Origin of the sequence: Paraburkholderia flagellata (assembly GCF_021390645.1) — a bacterium.
Taxonomy (GTDB): Bacteria; Pseudomonadota; Gammaproteobacteria; order Burkholderiales; family Burkholderiaceae; genus Paraburkholderia; species Paraburkholderia flagellata.
In genome coordinates, this window is record NZ_JAJEJT010000002.1 from 255,060 (window position 1) to 276,325 (window position 21,266).

The 21,266-nt window shown below is 66.0% G+C and carries 16 protein-coding genes; 6 read left to right on the plus strand and 10 right to left on the minus strand.

What is annotated here, in order from left to right; all coding sequences use genetic code 11:
- Nucleotides 1-64 precede the first annotated feature (64 nt).
- Nucleotides 65-1,063, minus strand: a complete 999-nt coding sequence (locus L0U83_RS15560) for an AraC family transcriptional regulator (protein WP_233884410.1) — start codon at nucleotides 1,061-1,063, stop codon at nucleotides 65-67.
- A 225-nt stretch (nucleotides 1,064-1,288) separates the two neighbouring features.
- Between L0U83_RS15560 and L0U83_RS15565 the strand changes: the two genes are divergently transcribed.
- From L0U83_RS15565 to L0U83_RS15580, 4 genes are all read left to right on the plus strand, one after another.
- Nucleotides 1,289-2,422, plus strand: a complete 1,134-nt coding sequence (locus tag L0U83_RS15565) for an acyl-CoA dehydrogenase family protein (protein ID WP_233884413.1) — start codon at nucleotides 1,289-1,291, stop codon at nucleotides 2,420-2,422.
- A 62-nt stretch (nucleotides 2,423-2,484) separates the two neighbouring features.
- Nucleotides 2,485-4,209, plus strand: coding sequence for an AMP-binding protein (locus tag L0U83_RS15570; protein WP_233884414.1), 1,725 nt, complete (start codon nucleotides 2,485-2,487; stop codon nucleotides 4,207-4,209).
- 19 nt (nucleotides 4,210-4,228) lie between these two features.
- The gene (locus L0U83_RS15575; RefSeq protein ID WP_233884418.1) at nucleotides 4,229-5,014 is read left to right on the plus strand and encodes an enoyl-CoA hydratase; all 786 of its coding nucleotides are present in this window, start codon (nucleotides 4,229-4,231) and stop codon (nucleotides 5,012-5,014) included.
- Nucleotides 5,015-5,017: 3 nt separating this feature from the next.
- Entirely contained in the window at nucleotides 5,018-6,166 is a 1,149-nt protein-coding gene (locus L0U83_RS15580; RefSeq protein WP_233884420.1) for an enoyl-CoA hydratase/isomerase family protein, read from the plus strand.
- A gap of 27 nt (nucleotides 6,167-6,193) precedes the next feature.
- Here the strand turns inward: L0U83_RS15580 and L0U83_RS15585 are convergent, their stop codons facing one another.
- Both L0U83_RS15585 and ppnP read right to left on the minus strand, forming a co-directional pair.
- The gene (locus tag L0U83_RS15585; RefSeq protein ID WP_233884421.1) at nucleotides 6,194-7,582 is read right to left on the minus strand and encodes a chloride channel protein; all 1,389 of its coding nucleotides are present in this window, start codon (nucleotides 7,580-7,582) and stop codon (nucleotides 6,194-6,196) included.
- Nucleotides 7,583-7,745: 163 nt separating this feature from the next.
- A complete protein-coding gene (gene ppnP / locus L0U83_RS15590; protein ID WP_233884422.1) occupies nucleotides 7,746-8,066 on the minus strand; it encodes a pyrimidine/purine nucleoside phosphorylase in 321 nt (106 codons plus the stop codon).
- Between the two features lie 257 nt (nucleotides 8,067-8,323).
- On the opposite strand from ppnP, the gene L0U83_RS15595 reads away from it, so the two are divergent.
- Nucleotides 8,324-10,570 carry a TonB-dependent receptor gene (locus L0U83_RS15595; protein ID WP_233884425.1) on the plus strand — a complete coding sequence of 749 codons (2,247 nt, stop codon included), beginning with the start codon at nucleotides 8,324-8,326 and terminating at the stop codon, nucleotides 10,568-10,570.
- Nucleotides 10,571-10,666: 96 nt separating this feature from the next.
- On the opposite strand, the gene L0U83_RS15600 is transcribed toward L0U83_RS15595, so the two are convergent.
- Together L0U83_RS15600 and L0U83_RS15605 are read right to left on the minus strand one after the other, a co-directional pair.
- Entirely contained in the window at nucleotides 10,667-11,467 is an 801-nt protein-coding gene (locus L0U83_RS15600) for a family 1 encapsulin nanocompartment shell protein (protein WP_201697457.1), read from the minus strand.
- A complete protein-coding gene (locus tag L0U83_RS15605) occupies nucleotides 11,460-12,545 on the minus strand; it encodes a Dyp-type peroxidase (RefSeq protein ID WP_233884427.1) in 1,086 nt (361 codons plus the stop codon). The genes L0U83_RS15600 and L0U83_RS15605 overlap by 8 nt, the downstream gene beginning before the upstream one ends.
- A 141-nt stretch (nucleotides 12,546-12,686) precedes the next feature.
- Here L0U83_RS15605 and L0U83_RS15610 point away from each other — a divergent pair, with 141 nt between their 5' ends.
- Nucleotides 12,687-12,959, plus strand: coding sequence for a hypothetical protein (locus tag L0U83_RS15610; protein WP_233884428.1), 273 nt, complete (start codon nucleotides 12,687-12,689; stop codon nucleotides 12,957-12,959).
- A gap of 16 nt (nucleotides 12,960-12,975) precedes the next feature.
- Here the strand turns inward: L0U83_RS15610 and L0U83_RS15615 are convergent, their stop codons facing one another.
- The 5 genes from L0U83_RS15615 to L0U83_RS15635 all read right to left on the minus strand — a co-directional run bounded on the left by L0U83_RS15615 (nucleotide 12,976) and on the right by L0U83_RS15635 (nucleotide 21,176).
- On the minus strand, nucleotides 12,976-15,084 hold the full coding sequence (locus L0U83_RS15615) for a VTT domain-containing protein (RefSeq protein WP_233884432.1): 2,109 nt from the start codon (nucleotides 15,082-15,084) through the stop codon (nucleotides 12,976-12,978).
- 315 nt (nucleotides 15,085-15,399) lie between these two features.
- Nucleotides 15,400-16,614, minus strand: coding sequence for a CaiB/BaiF CoA transferase family protein (locus L0U83_RS15620; protein WP_233884434.1), 1,215 nt, complete (start codon nucleotides 16,612-16,614; stop codon nucleotides 15,400-15,402).
- Between the two features lie 57 nt (nucleotides 16,615-16,671).
- On the minus strand, nucleotides 16,672-17,820 hold the full coding sequence (locus L0U83_RS15625; protein WP_233884436.1) for an acyl-CoA dehydrogenase family protein: 1,149 nt from the start codon (nucleotides 17,818-17,820) through the stop codon (nucleotides 16,672-16,674).
- Between the two features lie 10 nt (nucleotides 17,821-17,830).
- The gene (locus L0U83_RS15630; protein WP_233884439.1) at nucleotides 17,831-19,027 is read right to left on the minus strand and encodes an acyl-CoA dehydrogenase family protein; all 1,197 of its coding nucleotides are present in this window, start codon (nucleotides 19,025-19,027) and stop codon (nucleotides 17,831-17,833) included.
- A 25-nt stretch (nucleotides 19,028-19,052) separates the two neighbouring features.
- The gene (locus L0U83_RS15635) at nucleotides 19,053-21,176 is read right to left on the minus strand and encodes a 3-hydroxyacyl-CoA dehydrogenase NAD-binding domain-containing protein (RefSeq protein WP_233884440.1); all 2,124 of its coding nucleotides are present in this window, start codon (nucleotides 21,174-21,176) and stop codon (nucleotides 19,053-19,055) included.
- Nucleotides 21,177-21,266: the final 90 nt, after the last annotated feature.

Below are 21,266 nucleotides of genomic sequence, written 5' to 3' on the forward strand. Positions count from 1 at the left end.
TTTCGTATTAGGGATATCCCTAAAATTATAGGTGCTATCTCGATAACCGAAAGGTCGATCGAGACTATCCCCTGCCGCTGCGAACCCTCGCCGCGCGGAGGTCGGTCGGGCGCTGTCCGGTCCACTTGCGGAACGCCCGATGAAGCGCGCTCGGCTCCGCAAAGCCAACTGCCGCCGCGACGTCGGCGACTGAGCGGCCCGGCTCCTGCAGCGCCGCGATCGCAAGGTCGCGGCGCAATTCGTCCTTGATCGACTGGCAGCTGTGGCCCTCCTGGCTCAAGCGCCGGCGCAGTGTGGCGGGCGCCACGTTCAAGCGTTGCGCGATGGCGTCGGCATCGGGCCACGCGGTGACAGGTAGCGCGCGTAGCGCACGTCGCACGCGCGCCGCGAACGAGCCCGGATTGCGGTACTTCACGACGAAGTTGCCCGGCGCATTGCGCAGGAAGGCCCGCGCCGAGCTGGCGGTCTGGATCACGGGCAGTTCGAGAAAGCCGGGCGCGAATTCGAACGACGTGGCCGGCTGGTCGAACGTCATGTCGTCACAGAGCATGAGCTGGTATTCGTGCACGGCGCCCGGCTGCGCGCAGCGAAAGCGCGCCGCGAGAAGCGGAATGCGCCGCCCCACGAGCCAGCACACGAGTCCATAGACGAGGATGAACCAGGTGGCGTACGCGAACATGGTGGGCGCGGGTTTGCCCGCGCGATGCGAGAGCGTGACGCGCACGCGGGCGGCGTCGATGTCGATTTCGGCCGCCAGATCGTCAAGCACGAGCCGCATGAAATGCACGGCGCGCTGCAGCGCCTGGCGTCCCGTGCCGGCGCCGAGCGCCGAGTGCGTCATGGCGATGAAGCTACCGCTTTTCATCGCGTGCGAGTCCTGGCCGAAGAATTCGTCGTCGAGCGCGCGCGCGATACCCGACCACAACTGGCCGTATTGCGCCGCGCTCACGCGGGCCTCGGGCGCGCATAGCACGGCCGGCGCGATGCCGGCGGCATCCGTGAGCGGCGCGATTTCGAGCCCGCCCGCGCGCGCCAGCGCGAGCGTCTCGTTCACGAGGCTCATCGCAATTGTGCCTTTTTCGCTCAGTGTATGGATTCTCGTTGATTGCAAGGAGCCGCCTTCTGATGGGGTGTTCCAACCAATATGGTAAATCCGATCATCGACTTTGAGCGTGGCGGGCATCGAATACGGTCGCTCGCGTGCCTACACTTTTCGCAAGCCTTGCAGCCGGGGCCGCATCGCGCCACAGTGGAAGGCAAGCGCAAGAGACACAGGAAGGGGACAGACATGGATGAGTTCTACACCGACGACCAGCGCATGATTCGCGACGCCGCGCGCGACTTCGCAAGCGAGCAACTGGCGCCGAATGCGGCGCAATGGGACCGCGACGCCAAGCTGCCCGACGAGGTCGTCAAGCAACTGGGCGAACTGGGCTTTCTCGGCATGATCGTGCCGCAGGAGCAGGGCGGCTCGTACACCGACTACGTGGCCTACGCGCTCGCCATGGAGGAGATCGCGGCGGGCTGCGCCTCGTGCGCGACGCTCGTCAGCGTGCACAACTCGGTGGGCTGCGGGCCGATCCTGCAGTTCGGCACCGACGCGCAAAAGGACCGCTGGCTCGGCAAGCTCGCCAGCGGCGAGCTGATCGGCGCGTTCTGCCTGACCGAGCCGCAGGCGGGCTCCGAGGCGAACAACCTGCGCACGCGCGCCGAACTGCGCGATGGCAAGTGGGTGCTCAACGGCAACAAGCAGTTCGTGACCAACGGCTCACGCGCGAATATTGCGATCGTGTTCGCCGTGACCGATCCCGACGCGGGCAAGCGCGGCATTTCCGCGTTCATCGTGCCGACCGATACGCCGGGCTTCAACGTTGGGCCGCCAGAGAAGAAGATGGGCATCCGTGCTTCGGACACCTGCCCGATTTCGCTCGTGGACTGCGCGATTCCCGAAGCGAACCTGCTCGGCCAGCGCGGCGAAGGATTGAAGATCGCATTGGCGAATCTCGAAGGCGGACGCATTGGCATTGCGGCGCAGGCGCTCGGCATCGCGCGCGCGGCCTTCGATGCGGCGCGTGCCTACGCGCACGAACGCGTGCAGTTCGGCGAACCGATCATCAAGCATCAGAGCGTGGCCAATCTGCTCGCGGACATGTATACGCGCATCAACGCCGCGCGCCATCTCGTGCATCACGCGGCGCGGCTGCGCTCGCTTGGAAAGCCGTGTCTTTCCGAGGCTTCGCAGGCGAAGCTTTACGCTTCTGAAATGGCCGAAGAAGTGTGCTCGCACGCCATTCAGATTCACGGCGGCTATGGCTTTCTGAACGACTATCCGGTGGAACGCCACTATCGCGATGCGCGCATCACGCAGATTTACGAGGGCACGAGCGAAGTGCAGCGCATGGTGATTGCACGGCAGCTTTAACAAGTAGTGAGGATGGCAAATCAAATATAAGCGCGTATGCGCCGTAGTATAAGGAGACGACGATGACCGGGTTCACCCCTTCCGCGCAGGCCTTCATCGACGCACGCGAACTGCTGCTGCGTCACCGAACCGACTACGCACGTGCTTACGACGAGTTCGCGTGGCCGAAGCTCGACACATTCAACTGGGCGCTCGACTACTTCGACGTGATGGCGCGCGGCAACGACAACCCGGCGCTCTGGATCGTCGACGACCTCGCGAGCGGCGGCGCGCGCTATTCGTTCGCGCAGATGTCGGAGCGCTCGTCGCGCATGGCGAACTTCCTGCGGGAGCAGGGTGTGGCGCGCGGCGACCGCCTGTTGTTGATGCTGCCTAATCGCGTCGAACTGTGGGACGTGATGCTGGCGGCGATGAAACTGGGCGCGATCGTGCTGCCCGCGACGACGCAACTCTCGCCCGACGACGTGCGCGAGCGCGTGGAAACGGGCGGCGCACGCTATGTCGTGGTGGACGCCGCCGAACTCGGCAAATTCGAAACGCTCGACAAAAGCGTGAAGCGTATCGCGGTCGGCGCGGCGCCCAATGCGTGCGAAGGCTGGATCGATCTCGCGCGCGCGTTTGATGCGAGCGCCGCCTTCGAGCCCGACGGCCCGACGCGCGCGACCGACCCGCTTCTGCTCTATTTCACCTCGGGCACGACCTCGAAGCCCAAGCTCGTCGAGCACACGCACGAGAGCTACCCCGTAGGCCACCTTTCGACGATGTACTGGATCGGCCTCATGCCGGGCGACATCCACTGGAACATCAGTTCGCCGGGCTGGGCCAAACATGCGTGGAGCTGCTTCTTCGCGCCGTGGAATGCACAGGCTTGCGTGTTCGTCTACAACTACGCGCGCTTCGTGCCGAAAGACACGCTCGCCGCGCTCGTGCAATGCGGCGTGACCACGCTGTGCGCGCCACCCACGGTGTGGCGCATGCTCGTGCAGGAGCCGCTCGCAACCTATGCGGTGAAGCTGCGCGAAATCGTGGGCGCGGGCGAGCCGCTCAACCCCGAGATCATCGAGCGCGTGCGTCACGCTTGGGGCATCGCGATTCGAGACGGCTACGGCCAGACCGAAACGACCTGCCAGATCGGCAATTCGCCGGGCCAGCCCGTGGTGGCGGGCTCGATGGGGCGGCCGCTGCCGGGCTACCGCGTGCAACTCGTCGATGCCGACGATCAGCCTGCAAGCGAAGGCGAGATCGCGCTGCCGGTTGGGCCAGATTCGGCACATCGTCCGCTCGGCCTCATGACGGGCTACGCGAACAACGCGAAAGCGAGCGAATACGCCATGCGCAACGGCTACTACCACACGTCCGACGTTGCCTTGCGCCGCGACGACGGCTACTACGTCTACGTGGGCCGCGCCGACGATGTGTTCAAGTCGTCCGATTACCGCCTGAGCCCGTTCGAGCTGGAAAGCGTGCTGATCGAGCACGAGGCGATCGCCGAGGCGGCGGTCGTGCCGAGTCCGGACGAACTGCGCCTCTCGGTGCCGAAGGCGTTCGTCATCGTGCGCCAGGGCTACGAAGCGAGCCCCGAACTCGCACGCGAGGTGTTCCGCTTCTCGCGTGAAAAGCTCGCGCCGTACAAGCGCATTCGTCGCCTGCAATTCAGCGACTTGCCCAAGACCATCTCGGGCAAGATTCGCCGCGTGGAACTGCGTCGCCGGGAAATGGAACGCAGTGCCGAGCCCGCGCGCCAGCCCGACGAGTACTGGGAAGAAGATTTCCCCGAGTTGCGCTGATATTCACACGGAGTCCGAAATGATCGAATTCGAGTACGTGCACGAGGGCGCGGTGGCACTGCTCACGCTTTCGCGGCCGCCGGCGAACGCCTTTACGATCGACGGTTTGCGGCAGCTTCAGCAGGTCATCGAAGCGTTCGACCGCGAGCCGCAGGTGCGTGCCGTTGTCATTACAGGCAGCGGGCCGAAGTTTTTCAGCGCGGGCGCCGACCTCAATGCCTTCGCCACTGGCGAGCACGAGGTCGCGCGCACTGCGGCGAGCGCATTCGGCGCGGCATTCGGGGCGCTGCAGAAGGCGCGGCCCGTGATCATCGCGGCGATCAACGGCTATGCGATGGGCGGCGGCCTGGAGTGCGCGCTCGCGTGCGATATCCGCATTGCCGAGGAGCATGCGCAACTCGCGCTGCCCGAGCCCGCCGTGGGGCTGCTGCCCTGCGGCTGCGGCACGCAGACCCTGCCCTGGCTCGTGGGCGAAGGCTGGGCCAAACGCATCATCCTCACTGGCGAACGCGTGAACGCGCAGACGGCGCTGCGCATCGGTCTCGTGGAGGAAGTCGTCGCAACGGGCGGCGCGCGCGAGGCCGCGCTCGCCATGGCCGCGCGTGTCGCGGGCTTGAGCCCGCAAGCGGTCACCTTCAGCAAGTCGCTGATCCATCAGGCGCGCAATGGCGTGCCGCGCGGCGCTGCGCTCGCTGTGGAGCGCGAGCGCTTCGTCGATCTGTTCGATTCGCCCAACCAGCGTGAAGGCGTCAATGCGTTTCTGGAAAAGCGCAAGCCGCGCTGGCATATTGAAACGGAGAACTAAGCAATGAATGCAACACCCGCTTGTGCAGCGGCCGCAACGGAAGTCGACAAGGATGTGCTGTTTCGCGTGGTCAATCGCGTGGCGGTCGTCACGCTCAACCGTCCGGCTGCGCTCAATGCGCTTTCGCACGCCATGGTGCGCGAACTTGCCGTGCTGCTCGAACGCGTGCGTACGGACGACAGCATCGTCGCGCTCGTGCTGGAAGGCGCGGGCCCGAAAGGCTTTTGCGCGGGCGGCGACGTGCGTGCGATTTACCAGCTGGCGCGCGAGAAAGCGCGTGAGGGCGCGAACGGCTGGCAGCAATTCTTCATCGACGAGTATCGCCTCGATTACGCACTGCATACATTTTCCAAGCCGCTCGTCGCGCTGCTCGACGGCGTGACGATGGGCGGTGGCATGGGTCTCGGCCAGGCGGCGTCATTGCGCGTGGCGACCTCGCGCACGAAGATCGCGATGCCGGAAACGCGCATCGGCCTCTTGCCCGATGTGGGCGCGACGCACTTCCTCGCGAAAATGCCCGTCGAGATGTCGCTATACGTGGGCTTGACCGGCGCGATGCTCGGCGGCGCGGACGCGGTGCATTGCGGCCTCGCGGATGCCTACGTGCCGGCCGAATGGCTCGACGGCTACGAGGCGCGTCTTCTGGCCGCGAAATGGTCGGGCGATGTGCATGCTTCGTTGCGCGAAGTATTCGTCGCGCCGTGTCACGAGGCTAACGAGGGCGCGCTCGCGACGTTTACGCCGCTCGTCGTGCGGCACTTCGACCGTCGCCTGCGTGTCGAGCAGATCGTCGCATCGCTGCGCGCCGACCTCGAACGCGACCACTCGCAAGCCGAACAAGCATGGCTCGCAGCCACGCTCGAAGCGCTCACGCACTATTCGCCAACGATGCTGGAAGTCACTCGCGAAGCGCTGCTGCGCGGCCGCCAGTTGACGCTCGCCGAGTGCTTCCGCATGGAGCTTGGCATCGTGGGCCGGGCGATCGATGAAGGCGACTTCTGCGAAGGCGTGCGCGCGCATCTCGTCGACAAGGACCGCAAGCCGCGCTGGGCGCCGGCCACGCTTGTCGAAGTGCGGACCGAGCGCGTGCAGCATTTCCTTGCGTCGCCGTGGCGCGCCGAGGCGCATCCGCTGGCGGATCTCGGCGCGTAATGGGAAAACTGCGGGAAACTGCGTGGCTTAGTCGGAGGACTCCCGCGCCGACGGCTCGCGCAGCGCGGCGAGCCGCAGTTCGCGCTCGGCGCTGACCGCTGGCGCGCCGCGAGAAGGATGCTGCGCGCGCGCGAGCAGCCGTAGCGTGGCGACAGAACCTGCCACGGCGAGCAGCAGCGGGATCGCCAGATCGTGATTCACGTGCGTGAATTCGAGGATCAGCACGGTCGCGGTGACAGGCATCTGCATCGACGACGCGAGAAACGCACCCGCGCCGACGATCGCAAAGGCACCCGGCGAAAGACCGGGCCACATGTGATTCACAAGCCCTGCGATCACGATGGCAAGCAGCGCGCCGTTCGCGAGTCCCGGCGTGAGCAGGCCGCCCTTGGCGCCGGCGCGCAACGTGGTCGTCGTGATGAACACGCGCAGCACGAGCAGCGTGGCCGCGACGCCGATGCCGAGGTTGTCGTCGAAGCTCAGGCCAGCCGGGCCCTTGCCGTTGCCGAGCAACTGCGGAAACCAGATGGCCAGCAGGCCGATGCCCGCGAAATTCAGCAACGTGTAGAGCGGCAGCCGCCAGTCCTTCGGCGACGCATCGCGCGCGCGGCTCGTCACGCGTGAGAAGCCGTGTGCGGCTGCGCCGAACAGCGGCCCGCAGAGCACCGACCACACCACGAGCTGCGCATTGATGCCGTAGGCGGGCACGTGGTATTGCTGCGCATCGCCGAGACCGATCCACGCGATCACGGCCGCAATGGCCGAGGTGGTGATTGCCGGCACCGCCACCGACCAGCCAAACGTGCCGAGCAGCACTTCGAGCACGAACATCGCGCCGCCCAGCGGCACGTTGTAGACCGCCGCGAGCCCCGCGCCCGCGCCGCACGCGATCATCACTCGGCGCTCCGCGGCGGTGAGGCCCGTGCGCTTCGCGAGCCAACTCGCGAACGCGGCGCCGATTTCGCGCGGCGCGACTTCACGTCCAAGCGGCGAACCCATCGCGACGGTCACGATCTGCAGCAGCGCATGCACGGTGGTTGCGAAAATCGGCATGCGTTTGCCGCCCGGCTTGATCGCCGCGCTGATGCTCACGAGTGGACGCGCGTAGCGATAGAGCGCCCACCATCCGCCTCCGCCAATCAACCCGCAGGCCACGAGCACCGCCACGCGCCGCCAGGGCGCGGTATCCGTCACGCCCTGCAGAAAGCTCTCCTCGCCGATGATGTGCCCCGCGCCGTAGCCGTAGGCGAGGTGCTGGATCGCGTGCAGCAGCAGCGCGAGCAGCATGCCGCCCAGCCCCGCGCCGATGCCGGTGAGCACGGTCACGATCGCAAGCGTGGCAAGCGGGCTGCGTGGCGGCGGACGATCGGCGTTGGCGCGCGGGCGCGGCGCGGGAAGAGGCGTGAGGGATGACACGGCGAAAAGGCGAGCGTGGAAGTCGCGGGGCGACGGGCTGGCGCCCATTGTAGCGAGGGCATGGTGGCGGCGCGTCCAGCACGTTCAGGGGCGCCGGCACGCCCAACACAAGCGAAAACGCCCGCCGCGAGTCACGCGGCGGGCGTTTGGCAACGCTAAGCGCTTACAGGTAGCTGCAAACGTAGTCGAGCGTCTCGATCACGTCGATGTCGAAGCGGCTCTTGCCCGGCACCGAGAACGACTCGCCGGCGCCGTAGGTCTTCCATTCGTCGGTGCCTTCCAGGCGGATGCGGCACTGGCCAGCTTGCACTTCCATCAGTTCGGCGGCGTCGGTGCCGAAGTTCAGCGTGCCCGGCAGGATCACGCCGAGCGTCTTGCGCGAGCCGTCGGCGAACAGCACGGTGTGCGAAACGCACTTGCCGTCGAAGTAGACGTTGGCGCGTTTGATTACGGAAACCTGGTCGAATTGTGCTGCTGCCGTCATGGCGGTCTTCCTCTGTCTTCGTGAATGAAATCGGGCGCCGGGACGTCGTGTCGTCCGCGGTGAGGCCGCCATCATACCGGCAGTCGGGCGCGGCGGGGACCAGGCTTGCGCGCCTGGCGTGGACCTTGGCTCCTGCGCCGATCGCTGAATTGCCCATTGAATGTTTACAAAAAAATAACGAGTTATTACAATCGCTATAACGAATGAGAATCATGTGCATTCGCAAATAGACAATTCGCCGACCAACTCGCTCACTCATGCCCGTCCATTTCCCGACGCGGATGCGCGCCATCGCCTCCGTCGCTGCGCTGTATTGCTCCGGCTTCTTCGCATCGCCTCTCGTTCACGCGCAAACCGCGCCCGCCGCCGAGAGTCCCGCCGCCGCTTCGGCGGCATCGTCCACCGCCGCCACGGAAAGCACGCTGCCCGCCGTGAAAGTCGTTTCGGCGCCTTCCGACATGCAGACCAAGGCGCTCGATTCGTACAAGTTCACCGCACCGCTCATCGACACGCCGCGTTCGGTCACGGTGATTCCGGAGGAGGTGCTCAAGGAAAAGAACGTCACGACGTTCCAGGACGCCCTGCGCACGGTGCCAGGCATCACCTTCCTGGGTGGCGACGCCGCGGCGAATCCGTCCGCCGATCGTCCGGTGATTCGCGGCTTCGAGTCGCGCAACTCGATCTTCGTGGACGGCATGCGCGACTCGGGCGTCCAGAACCGCGAAACCTTCGACGTGCAGAACATCAGCGTCATCAAGGGCCCGGACTCCGTGTATGCCGGGCGCGGCTCGGTAGGCGGGAGCATCGACATCACGACGAAAGCGCCGCAGGCCGACAACTTCATCAACGGCAGCCTGGGCCTCGGCACCGATAGCTACCGCCGCGCCACCGTCGACTGGAACCAGACGCTCAACGACACCACCGCGTTCCGCCTGAATGCCATGGGCCACGACGCCGACCAGGCGGGCCGCACGGACGTGTACAGCAAGCGCTGGGGCGTGGCGCCCTCGATCGCGTTCGGCCTGAACACGCCGACCACGGTCACGGTGAGCTACTACCATCTGAACAGCTACGACATGCCCGACTTCAGCGTGCCGTTCCGCTCGACGGGCGGCACGCCGGTGTCGTCCAACCGCGGCCAGTTCTACGGCCTGAACACGCGCGACTACCGCTATGGCCAGACCGACACGGGCGAAGTGAAGGTGGAGCACCGCATCAACGACGCGTGGAAGATCAAGAACACGACGATGTTCGGCCGCTCGACGCTCGACTACGTCGCGACCAATCCGCAGTTGACGAGCGCGACCTCGAACATCCTGAGCCTGCAAGCCAAGAGCGGCAAGTACGCGACCAACAGCGTCGCGAACCAGACGGAAGCGACGGGCAAGTTCGATCTCTACGGCATGCGCCACACGTTCACGGCGGGCGTGGAATTCAGCCACGAGCAGGACCTTTACGAGGGCTATCTCGTGACCGATTCGGCGGGCAACAACATCCGCTCGGGCGGTCCGTGCTCGGTCGCGTACAACTGCGCGTCGATCAACAACTGGAATCCGAACAATCCATGGACGGGCAACATCGTCCTGAACGGCGACAAGAGCTTCCCGGGACCGGCCACGCATACGCAGACGAATATCGCTTCGGCATACATGTTCGACAGCGTGCAGCTTTCCGAGCGCTGGATCTTCAACGCGGGATTGCGTTTCGACCGCTATGACGTGACCGCGCAGCAAGCGGGCGTGGCCGATCTGTCGAACACGTCGAATCTTTTCAGCTACCAGTTCGGCCTCGTGTTCAAGCCGGTGCCGACCTTGAGCCTCTATGCGTCGTACGGCACGTCGGCGAATCCGCCGGGCTCGAATTCGGGCCTGGGCGGCGGCACGGATCAGATCACGGCGACCAACAAGGATCTCGCGCCCGAGCGTTCGCGCAACATCGAAGTGGGCGCGAAGTGGGACGTGCTCGATCAGCGCCTCTCGCTCACCACGGCGTTGTTCCAGACCGACAAGACCAACGCGCGCGTGAGCGACGGCCTGGGCGGCACGATCAACGCCGGCTCGCAACGCGTGCGCGGTTTCGAGTTTGGTTTCGCGGGTAATGTAACGAACAAATGGTCCGTGTTCGGCGGCTACTCGTACCTCGATGCGATCACGACCGATGCCGGCCCGGCGAGCCCGACGCTCTCCGGCCTGCCGATGGTGATGGTGCCCAAGCACAACTTCACGCTGTGGACGAGCTATGACGTGTTGCCGAAGCTCACGGTGGGTGCGGGCGCAACGGTTTCGAGCCTGACGTATGCATCGGTTTCGGCGACCTCGCGCAAATGGACGCCGGGCTATGCGCGCTTCGATGCATCGGCCACGTGGCGCGTGTCGAAGAAGGTCGATCTGCAGCTCAACGTGAACAACATCTTCGACAAGGAGTACTACCAGAGCGCGTACCCGATTTACGCAACCTGGGCGCCGGGCCGCTCCGCGGTGGTGACGGTGAACTTCTATCAGTGATCGCCAGGTAACTCACCACTAGCGGCAAGGCATGAAAAAAGGGGGCGCTCCCAACGGAGCGCCCCCTTTTCGTGGCCTGCAAGAATCAGCGCGGTCTCACTCCGGCTTCACTGCCACCGAAGCTTCGGCAGTCAGCATCATGAACGTGAAGCTCTCCTGCAGATAGAGCTTCACGCTCCTGTCGTCATGCGACGAATACCCGATCGACACATCCTGCCCGAGGTGGAACGCGAAATCGCCGCCACGCGTGCTCAGGATCGCGCCGCCTTCAATGGCCGGCGCCCAGATGATCTCGCCATTCACGAGACGGCGGATGTGCTCGAGAATCGGATAACCCTGGTCGCTCGCTTCGCTCACCGCCGTGTAGGCATCGGAGCCGAGCAGCACCGCATACGGGCCGTCCACGCCCTGCAGACGCAACTGTTCGAGCGCCTTGGCGATGACCGTGGGGTAGTCGGCGATATCGGCCGGCAGCGGCAGAATCGGGTTCGACGAACCCTCGCGAATGCCCGTGATCTGCGCAGCCGTGTAGCCGTCGAAAATCGCGCGGTCTTCCGCGAACGCGAGGCGCGTGGCCGCGTCCTTGGCCGGTTGCCAGTCGGAGTCTTCTGCGCCGCGCTCCACGTCGTCGATGGCATCGCGCGAAAGCTCGAACGGCACGCGCAATTCCACGATCGCCTTCACCTCGCGCTGGCGTGCGCGGATGCCTTCCAGCGGCGCTTCGATGCCGTTCTGGTGGCCGGTGCCGACTGCCGCGAGCGCCGGGCCGCCGGGGCCCTCGACGTCCACGACGCGGCGGCCCGCGAGCGAGCGCTTGAAGGTGCGTGCGACTTCTTCTTCGATCTGCGACCACGCGGCCGTGGAAATGGGCGCCAGCTCGCGATGGAGGTTATTCATACCGGGGTGCTCCTTTGAGGGATCCGATGGCGAGCGAGCCGTCCGCGCTCGGCGCGGCGGCAGGCTCGGTTTCTGTTTGCGATGAATCGGCGGCGCTCACATCGATGGTGGGCGCGGCGCCCGGATCGACTTCGGCGAGCGCTTCGAGCAGCGGCTGCGAAGGCACGAAGAACAGTCCGCCCGTGACGGCGCGGCTGAAGTCGAGCAGCCGGTCGTAGTTGCCGGGCGGCAGGCCGACGAACATGTTTTCGAGCATCTGTTCGATCGGCTCGGGCGAGCGCGCGTAGCCGATGAAGTAGGTGCCGAATTCGGCAGAGCCGGGCCGGCCGAACGGCATGTTGTCGCGCAGGATCTTGATCTCGTTGCCCGCGTCGTCTTCGAGCGTGGTGAGCGAGCTGTGCGACCAGCTCGGCTTCACGGCTTCGTCCAGTTCGATGTCCTGGAGCTTGGTGCGGCCGATGATGTGCTCCTGCGCTTCGACGGAAAGCGCGTTCCAGCCTTTCATGTCGTGCAGGTATTTCTGCACGAGCACGTAGCTGCCGCCGCAGAATTCGGGATCGTCGTTTTCGCCGATCACCGTGAAGTGAACGGCTTCGTTGCCCGTGGGATTTTCGGTGCCGTCGACGAAGCCGATCATCGCGCGCATGTCGAAGTTGCGAAAGCCGTGCACTTCGTCCACGGTCGTGACCGCGCCTTCCAGGCGCGTCATGAGCTGGGTGGCCAGTTCGAAGCACAGGTCGGTTTCGTCGGCGCGTATGTGCAGCAGGATGTCGCCGGGCGTGGCGATCGCCTTGCGCTCGCCCGTGCCGAATTCGCGGAACGGATGCAACTCGGCCGGGCGCGGCTCGCCGAACAGCTTGTCCCATGCGTCGGACGAAAAGCCCACCACGCACGAGAGATTGCCAGCCGGCACGCGCTTGCCCACCGCGCGCACGAGGTTGGCGACGTCGGCGCACCAGGCGCGCACGGTGGCGCGGCTCGCGACGTCTTCGTTGACGGTGGCCACGATGAAGAAGGCGTTGCGCGTGACCGCGCTGGAAACGGACTGCGGTTCCTGCGTGAGAGAGGCCGGCGTCATGGTGTGGGGTATCGCTAGGGAGTCGGGTTTGAGTTCTGCTGCGCCCGCATAGTTTAGCCAATGTCGCAAAAAAGAGCCGTTTGCAGGCGAGAGGGTGCCGTGCGAGGATAGTCGGCGTCATGGCCATCCTGGAGACGCACCATGTGGGACCACACCGAGCATGAAGGCTTCGAGATCTGGGTGCTGCCGATTCCGGCGTTCGGGCCGCGCGCGCCCGAGCCGCTGTTCCACTACAGCGGCTACATCTGCCGCCACGGCGCGGATGCCCATGTCGAAGGACGCAGCGTGCGCTTTCACGACATGATGCGTAATTACACAGGGCCCGACGCCGCGCTCGACGCCGCCTACGCGGATGCGCGCAAGCGCATCGACCGCTTCCATGCCACGGGAAGCTGGGGCGAGAGCACCGCCTGAGCTTTCAATCTCCCTTTCAGCGGCCGCCCTGCACGACCAGTTTCACGGGCCGCCCCTCGCAGCCCGCTTCGCCCGGCAGCGCGAGCGTGCGCCAGCCAGCCGGCTGGCCGGGGGCGCTGAGGTCCGAACTGTCGTCGGGGTAGCTCGTGACCACGTTGAACGGCCACGACCCGCGGCGCAGCCGCTCGTGCACGAGCGAGCCGACCCAGATCGGCGTGGGCTCGCCGCCGTCTGCCTTGCCGCCGCCATTGCCATTGCCGTTTCCAGCATGCCGCGGCGCGAGCGCGTAGCCCGAAGGCCAGAAGCGCAGCACGTCGCGGCGGCTGCCCGGCTCGCCCGCGTCGCCAGGCTTCGCGGTCAGGCGCGCGCGGGCGAACACGAGCGGCGAGGGCAGGCCGTTGTTCAGCTTCGGCAGCAGCGGCAGCGACATCACGTCCACGTTCGGTGCGACGAGCGATAGCACGCTCCTCAGCGAGATCTGCGGGCCCTCGGCCCAGCCTGCGTCGCGCAGCGCCGCGCGCAGGTCGTCGGCGCTGGCGGCCCACTGGATCGTCATCGGCTCGCGGCGCGCGCCTTTCATGTCGAAGCGATAGCACGCAAACGTCCTCCACAGCGAGTCGCTCCACTGCAATTGCGTGATGACGACGGGCGCCGCCGCCGTGGCGGTCGTGGGCGGTGCGGGCGCGCGCCATGACGGCACCGTCTGCAGGAGAAAGGCGCCGACCAGCACGACGAGCACGATGGGCGGCATATACACGCGTTGCGGCGGCCGCTTGGGGTAGCGCCAGAGCGAGGTGAGCACGACGATCGCCACCCAGATCGCGGCGAAGGCTGCGCCGCCGATGGCGTCCGAGAACAGGAAGCGGTCGAAGTAGAGCCCCGCGAACGCCACGGTCACGACAATCCCGTTGCCGAGCGCGGCGACGAGTGCGGCCTCCAGCATGCTCGCGCGGCGCACGAGCAGGAACATCACGAAGCCGTAGACGATGACCATCGTCGACACGCGGTCGCTCGGGAACACATAGGCCTCGACGGCCTGGCCGCCACCCGGCGCCGTATGGTGAATGACGAAGCGCAGGATGACGATGAGCAGTTGCGAAACGGCCGCCGCAATCATCCAGTAAGCGATGGTGCGCCAACGCCGCTCCAGCACCATCCATACACCCATCGTCGCGATGAGCGCCGCCAGCGTCCAGCTGCTGCCGAGCGTTTCGACGCGCGCGAGCGTCGCGTCGGCCCATGTGGTGCGGATCGACTGCAGGAACTGGCGCACGGACTGGTCGAGCTGCACGAGCGGCGCGCCGCGCAGCACGTTGCCTAGCACATAGGAAAACACGGCCGCGCTTACCGGCACGAGGCCCGTGATCACGATGACGGGGCCGAGCGCGGGCTGCGCCGGATCGAGCAGGCGGGCGATGCGCTTCGAGGCGCGTCCGGGATGCTGCGCCGCCCACTGCGCCGCGCTGCGCCGCGACGCGCCGGCCCAGTTGTCGATGTGCAGGAGCAGCATGCGCACGAAGCGCCAGATGAGCCAGACCGCGAACGCTACGATGCCGATGACCACGACGAGCCGGAACGACACCGCCCCCGCGAGCTGGAGCGAGGCGCCGAACACCACGCCCGGCACGATATGCGCGGGCGCCCAGATGAGCGCGGAGATCACGTTCATCATGAAGAAGCGCATGGGCTTCATGCCGGCCATGCCCGCGACGATCGGCACCACGGCGCGTAGCGGCGCGATGAAGCGCGCGAGGATCACGCTGCGCGTGCCGTGGCTCACGAAGTAGGCCTGCGCGCGTTCGAGAATGCCGGGGTGGCGGCTGAACGGCCACATCTGGCCAAGCGAGTCCCGATAGCGATGGCCGATCCAGAAGCTCACGCCGTCGCCGGCCACGGCGCCCGCAATGGCGCAGACGAAGAGCCAGCCAAGGTTGATCGTGCCCGTGGCTGCGAACGCGCCTGCAATGAACATCGCCGTGCTGCCGGGAAAGAACGTGCCGACGAACGCGAGCGATTCGAGGAAAGCGGCGACCGCGACAAAGGCGAGCGTCCACGTGGCATGCGCGGCGAGCAGGTGCAGCAGATGATCGTAGGCGTGCTCCATGAGCGGGGCGGGTTCGTTCACTGGGGCTCGCGCGAAGGGCGCGAGATTGGGCGGGTGTCGGTCCGCTACCGGCCGTCCGCAACTGGCCGTCCGCGACTGGCCGTCCGCAACCGGCCGTCCGCGATGTGCCGCAAGCGGCGTGCGGGACCATCAGGCGCAATATAACCGGGCGCGCGCAACTACGTGCGACGCAAGGCCGGGCGGGGCAGAGCGGGGTGGCGAAGGCGGGGGGCCGCGTCGCGCGGCGGCGACGCGCAGGGCTGGCGGCTGATTTGCGGCTGATTGGCGGCGTATTAGCCGATTGCGCCAGCGAGTTCGAGCACGAGTGTGACCAGGCTAGATAACGCCTTTTTCCTTCAACCCGGCCAGTTGTTCCGCCGAATAACCGAGCAGCGACTGCAAGACATCCTGCGTGCCTTCGCCGAGTTGCGGCGGCGCGTGCCGCACGGGCATGCGTTCGCCATCGAAGCGCCACGGCGGCGCGAGCACGGGCGTCGTGCCGCTTTCGGTATGCGGATGCGGCTGCTGCGTGACGAGTCCGCCAAGCGTGGCGCGCGGCGAAAGCAGCGCCTCGCGCAAGCCTGCCACTTCGCCGCACGGAATGCCCGCACGCGCGAGGCGTTCGAGCAAGAGCTTGCGCGGACGGCTGCCCAGTTCGCGCGTGAGTTCCGGCACGAGCGTTTCGCGGTTCTGTCCGCGCAGAATGTTGGTCTTGTAGCGTGCGTCGTCGGCGAGGTCGGCGCGCTCGATCACTTCGCGGCAAAAGCGCTCGAACTGCGCGTTGTTGCCCACAGTGATGACGAGCGGACCATCGGCTGCATCGAACACGCCATACGGCACGATCGACGGGTGCGCGTTGCCGTAGCGCGGCGGGTCTTCGCCGATCAGCAGCGCTTCGAGGCCGTAATAAGCGGTAATCATGATGCCGCAGTCGAACAGCGCCATTTCGATATGGCGCCCGCGTCCCGTGCGCTCGCGCTCGTACAGCGCGGCGAGCATCGCCTGCGCGGAATACATGCCCGTGAAGAGATCCACGGCCGCCACGCCGAACTTGAGCGGCGGCTGGTGGGCTTCGCCGTTCATCGCCATCAGGCCCGTTTCACCCTGCACGACGAGGTCGTAGCCGGGGCGTTTTGCTTCGGGGCCAGTGCGGTCGTAGCCCGAAATCGAGCAATAGATGAGACGCGGGTTCTCCGCGCTCAACTGCTCATAGCCAAGCCCGAGCTTTTCCACGCCACCGAACTTGAAGTTCTGGATGACGATGTCGCTGTTCTTCGCCAGCTCGCGCACGATCTGCTGGCCTTCGGGCGTTTGCAGATCGAGCGTGATCGAACGCTTGTTGCGATTCACGCTGTTGAAATACGCAGTCTCGGTCTTGCCGACTCGCACGCCCCAGTCGCGCGTGTCGTCGCCGCGGTCGGGATGCTCGATCTTGATGACTTCCGCGCCGAGATCGCCGAGCACCATCGCGCTCCACGGCCCGGCCAGCACACGCGAAAGATCGAGTACGCGCACGCCCGATAGAGGCAAGCTGCTTTTGTCCGTCTGCATCGACAGGCACTCCTGGTTCGTTGTTGGGGCAACTGTTCGCAGCCGCCCCCTCATGGCTCACGCCGCCTCACGCCCCAATGCGATGTAGCGCGCGAGATGATGATCCTCGTCGCCCAGCTGATGATCGATCATGACGAGCCGCTTTGCATAGTGCGCAAGCGGCAATTCCCACGTCATGCCAATGCCGCCATGCAGCTGGATCGCCTCTTCCGCCACGCGCGCGCCAATGCGCCCGATCGTGTACTTCGCCGCCGAAAGCGCGCGCTCGCGCTGCACGCGCGGTGCGTCGATCGCCGCTGCGGCGTTGATGACCGCCGAGCGCGCCTGCTCGATTTCGAGCAGCACGTCCGCCATGCGATGCTGCAACGCCTGGAAGCTGCCGATGGGTGCGCCGAACTGCTTGCGCGTGCGCAGGTATTCGAGCGTGAAGCCGCGTGCGATATCCATCGCGCCCACGGCTTCCGCCGCGAGCGCCACGATGCCGTAGCCGCGTGCGTGTTCGAGCGTCGCGAAGCCGCTGCCTTGCGTGCCGACGAGCGCATCGGCATTCAACTTCACGTTGTCGAGCGTCACTTCCGCTGCACGGCCGCCGTCGATCTTGCGGTAGCCGCGCACGCTCACGCCTGCTGCATCGCGCGGCACGAGGAAGAGGGAGATGCCCGCTTCGTCGAATACGCTACCGGGTTTGTCGAACGCGGCACGCGCCGAAACGAGCAATACGTCGGCATGTTCCGCGTGCTGCACGACGCCCTTTGCGCCTTGCAGAACCCAACCGTCCGCGCTTTTCTCCGCACGGGTCGTCACGCGCGCTTCCTCGTAGTGCGAACCCGGTTCGTCGTGCGCGAGCGTAGCGATTTGCGAACCGTCGATGAACGACGCAATGCGCGCGCGCTGCGCCTCGCTGCCCGCATGGGCGAGCACGCGGCCAACGATCAGAGTATCGAGGAACGGCTCGACCACGAGGCCGCGCCCGAGCGCTTCGAACACCACCGCGACGTCGAAGGCTGCGCCCCCAAAGCCGCCATCGGCCTCGTCGAACAGCGCGCCGATCACGCCGAGTTCGGCGAAGCGCTGCCACATGTCTGCGCTAAAGCCTTGCGTGGAGCGCGCGATTGTATCGCGCGTATTGAAAGCGTACTGCTCCGTAATGAAGCGGTTGAGCGTATCCGCAAGCATGCGGCGGTCTTCTGTGTGCTGGAAATCCATGGCGTGCCTCTCAAAGACCGAGAATCATCTTGGAGATGATGTTCTTCTGAATTTCGTTGGAGCCGCCGAAAATCGACAACTTGCGGTTGTTGAAGTATTGCGCGGCGGCGCTGGCGGCTTCATCCGGGCCGATCGCATCGCCCGCATAGCCTTCCTCGAGCGCTTCCTCGACGAACGGCGCCGCGTACGGCCCCATCGCGCGACGCAGCAGCGAGGAAATCTCCTGGCGGATTTCGGTGCCGCGAATCTTCAGCATCGAGCTTTCCGCACCGGGCACGCCGCCGCCCGCGACGGCTGCGATCACGCGCAGGTTCGTCGTCTTCATGTTCTCCAGATCGATCTCGACCTTCGCAAGGCGCGCGGCGAACTGCGGATCTTGCGCAAGCGGCTTGCCGTTGCGCGTGATTTTCTGCGCGGCGCGCTTCAGGCGCGCGAGCGCCGCCACCGAAAAGCCGACGCCAGCGATATTCGTGCGCTCGTACGTGAGCAGATATTTCGCGTAGGTCCAGCCCTTGTTTTCTTCGCCAACGAGATTTTCCACCGGTACGCGTACGTCGGTGAAGAACACTTCGTTCACCTCATGTTCTCCGTCGAGCGTGACGATGGGGCGGACTTCGATGCCCGGCGTGTTCATGTCGATCAGCAAGAAGCTGATGCCCTCCTGCTTGCGCACGTCGGTGGCGGTGCGCACGAGGCAGAAGATCATGTTCGCGTAGTGGCCGAGCGTGGTCCACGTTTTCTGGCCGTTCACCAGGTAGTGGTCGCCGCTACGAACTGCCGTGGTGCGCACAGAGGCGAGGTCCGAGCCTGCGCCCGGTTCCGAATAGCCCTGGCACCACCAGTCCGAGCCATCGAGAATGCGCGGCAGCCAGTAGCGCTTTTGCGCCTCGCTGCCGTACTTGATGAGTACGGGCCCGAGCATGTTCACGCCGAACGGCACGATGCGCGGCGCGCCCGCAATCGCGCATTCGTTCTCGAAGATGAACTTCTGCACTGCGCTCCAGCCAGGGCCGCCGTATTCCTTCGGCCAGTGATTCGCGAGCCAGCCTTTTTCGTGGAGGATGGCGTGCCATTGCGCCATGTCGTCGCGCGTGAGGTGCCGACCGTTGCTCACCTTGTTCGCGAGGCGCTGCGGCAGGCGCTCCTTCAGGAAGGCGAGCACTTCGCTGCGGAACGCCTCTTCTTCGGTGGTGAATTTGAGGTCCATGTGTGAAAAGCTCCTTATTGCACCTTCAGACCGATTGATTGAGGCTCGCGAAATTCTCGCCGCGCTCCACGAGTTCGACGAGCAGCGGCGAAGGACGCCAGAACAGCGGATCTTCCTTTGCGTACTCGCGGATATCGGCGAGCACGTTGGCGAGACCCACGGTATCGGCGTATTTCATCGGGCCGCCGCGATAGCGCGGGAAGCCGTAGCCGTAGAGCAGCGCGACGTCCACGTCGAGCGGGCGCAGCGCGATCTTCTCGAACACGACGTTTGCGCCTTCGTTGACCATCGCGGCCATGTAGCGGCGCATGATCTCTTCGTCGCTGAAGCTGCGCGGCGCGATGCCGGCGCGCTCGCGCTCAGCGCGGATGATGGCTTCGACTTCGGGGTCGGGCGTGCCGGTGCGCGCGCCTTCGGGGTAGAGGTAGAAGCCGCGGCCCGTCTTCTGGCCGAACCAGCCGCGCTCGCAGACGCGGTCGGCAATCTGCACGTAGCGCGCCTTCGGGTCGCGCGTGGCGGCGCGGCGCTTGCGCGTGGCCCAGCCGATGTCGCCGCCCGCGAGATCGACCACCTGGTACGGGCCCATCGGAAAGCCGAAGTCACGTACGGCCTTGTCGATCTGATACGGCGAAGCGCCGTCTTCCATCAGATGATCCGCAGCGGTGCGGAACACCGCGAGAATGCGATTGCCGATGAAGCCGTCGCACACACCCGCGCGCACCGGAACCTTGCGCAGCTTCTTCGCCAGCTCGAATGCGGTGGCGACCACGTCGGCGCTCACCTGCTTCGGCACCACGATTTCGAGCAGCTTCATGATGTTGGCGGGCGAGAAGAAGTGCAGACCCACCACGTCCTGTGGGCGCTTGATGCTCGCCGCAATGGCGTCGATGTCGAGGTACGAGGTGTTGGTCGCGAGCACGGCGCCGGGTTTGCACACGCGGTCGAGTTCGGCGAACACGGCCTGCTTCACGGCCATGTCCTCGAACACGGCTTCGATCACGAGATCGGTGTTCGCGAGCGCATCGTACGAAGTGCTGCCGTCAAAGCGCGCGAGGATCTGCGCTTTCGCCTCGGGCTTCATGCGGCCCTTTGCGATGAGGCCGTCGTAGACCTTTTCCACATGCGCGCGGCCGCGGGCGAGCGAGGCGTCGTCGCGCTCGATCATCGTCACGGGCAGGCCCGCGTCGAGCACGGCGACGGCAATGCCCGCGCCCATCGTGCCGCCGCCGATCACGCCGACGGTTTCGATCGCGCGCGGCTTCGCGCTCTTCGTTTCAGGGGCTTTCTGCACTTCGCGCTCGGCGAAGAAGGCGTGCACGAGGCCCGCGCGCTGCGGGCTTTCGAGGCACTCGATGAACTGCTTGCGCTCGAAGCGCAGGCCTTCGTCGAACGAAAGATCGAGCGCGGCCTGCACGCAATCGACGATCTTCAGCGGAGAAAAGAGACCGCGCGACTTCTTCGCGGTGTCGGCGCGCGCGGCATCGATTGCGGCTTGCGCTTGCGGGCGGTCCGCGAGCGCCTGGGCGTCGCGCGTGCGGCGTACGTGCGCATGACCCGCGAGCAGTTCCTGCGCGTAGGCGAGGCCTTCGGCGAGAATGTCGTCGCTCGCGCCCACGCGATCGACCAGGCCGAGCTTTTGCGCTTCCTGCGCGCTCGCGTGGCGGCCGCTCAGCATGAGCGAGAGCGCGGCTTCGGCGCCGATCAGCCGCGGCGTGCGTTGCGTGCCGCCGGCTCCCGGCAGCAGGCCCAGTTGCACCTCGGGCAGGCCGAGTTTGGCGCCGGCCACGGCAAGCCGGTAATGCGCCGCGAGCGCCACTTCGAGGCCGCCGCCGAGGGCCGCGCCGTGAATGGCGGCGATCACCGGCTTGTGGCAGGCCTCGATGCGGTTGCAAACGTCGGGCAGCGCGGGCGGCTGCGGCGGCTTGCCGAACTCGCGAATGTCCGCGCCGGCGATGAAATTGCGCCCCGCGCCGACGATCAGCACGGCCTGCACGGCGTCGTTCGCTTCGGCATGCTCGATGGCGGCGGCGAGGCCGCGGCGCACGTCCACACCCAGCGCGTTGACGGGCGGATTGTCCACGGTGACGAGCAGCACCTTGCCGCGCAGTTCGTGAGTGACGGGGGAGGCGTTCACGGGATCGGATGCCATGGGGGTGATGTCTCCATAATGAGGGCCGGACTGGTGCGCCAGACGCCAATGTGTCATGTTCGCGTCGATTCTCGGCGCGTCAGGGGGAAT

Excerpts from the sequence above, each read along its gene's own strand:
- L0U83_RS15560 (WP_233884410.1), bottom strand. The coding sequence starts at position 1,063 with ATGAGCCTCGTGAACGAGACGCTCGCGCTGGCGCGCGCGGGCGGGCTC.
- L0U83_RS15565 (WP_233884413.1), top strand. The coding sequence starts at position 1,289 with ATGGATGAGTTCTACACCGACGACCAGCGCATGATTCGCGACGCCGCG.
- L0U83_RS15570 (WP_233884414.1), top strand. The coding sequence starts at position 2,485 with ATGACCGGGTTCACCCCTTCCGCGCAGGCCTTCATCGACGCACGCGAA.
- L0U83_RS15575 (WP_233884418.1), top strand. The coding sequence starts at position 4,229 with ATGATCGAATTCGAGTACGTGCACGAGGGCGCGGTGGCACTGCTCACG.
- L0U83_RS15580 (WP_233884420.1), top strand. The coding sequence starts at position 5,018 with ATGAATGCAACACCCGCTTGTGCAGCGGCCGCAACGGAAGTCGACAAG.
- ppnP (WP_233884422.1), bottom strand. The coding sequence starts at position 8,066 with ATGACGGCAGCAGCACAATTCGACCAGGTTTCCGTAATCAAACGCGCC.
- L0U83_RS15595 (WP_233884425.1), top strand. The coding sequence starts at position 8,324 with ATGCCCGTCCATTTCCCGACGCGGATGCGCGCCATCGCCTCCGTCGCT.
- L0U83_RS15600 (WP_201697457.1), bottom strand. The coding sequence starts at position 11,467 with ATGAATAACCTCCATCGCGAGCTGGCGCCCATTTCCACGGCCGCGTGG.
- L0U83_RS15605 (WP_233884427.1), bottom strand. The coding sequence starts at position 12,545 with ATGACGCCGGCCTCTCTCACGCAGGAACCGCAGTCCGTTTCCAGCGCG.
- L0U83_RS15610 (WP_233884428.1), top strand. The coding sequence starts at position 12,687 with ATGTGGGACCACACCGAGCATGAAGGCTTCGAGATCTGGGTGCTGCCG.
- L0U83_RS15620 (WP_233884434.1), bottom strand. The coding sequence starts at position 16,614 with ATGCAGACGGACAAAAGCAGCTTGCCTCTATCGGGCGTGCGCGTACTC.
- L0U83_RS15625 (WP_233884436.1), bottom strand. The coding sequence starts at position 17,820 with ATGGATTTCCAGCACACAGAAGACCGCCGCATGCTTGCGGATACGCTC.
- L0U83_RS15630 (WP_233884439.1), bottom strand. The coding sequence starts at position 19,027 with ATGGACCTCAAATTCACCACCGAAGAAGAGGCGTTCCGCAGCGAAGTG.
- L0U83_RS15635 (WP_233884440.1), bottom strand. The coding sequence starts at position 21,176 with ATGGCATCCGATCCCGTGAACGCCTCCCCCGTCACTCACGAACTGCGC.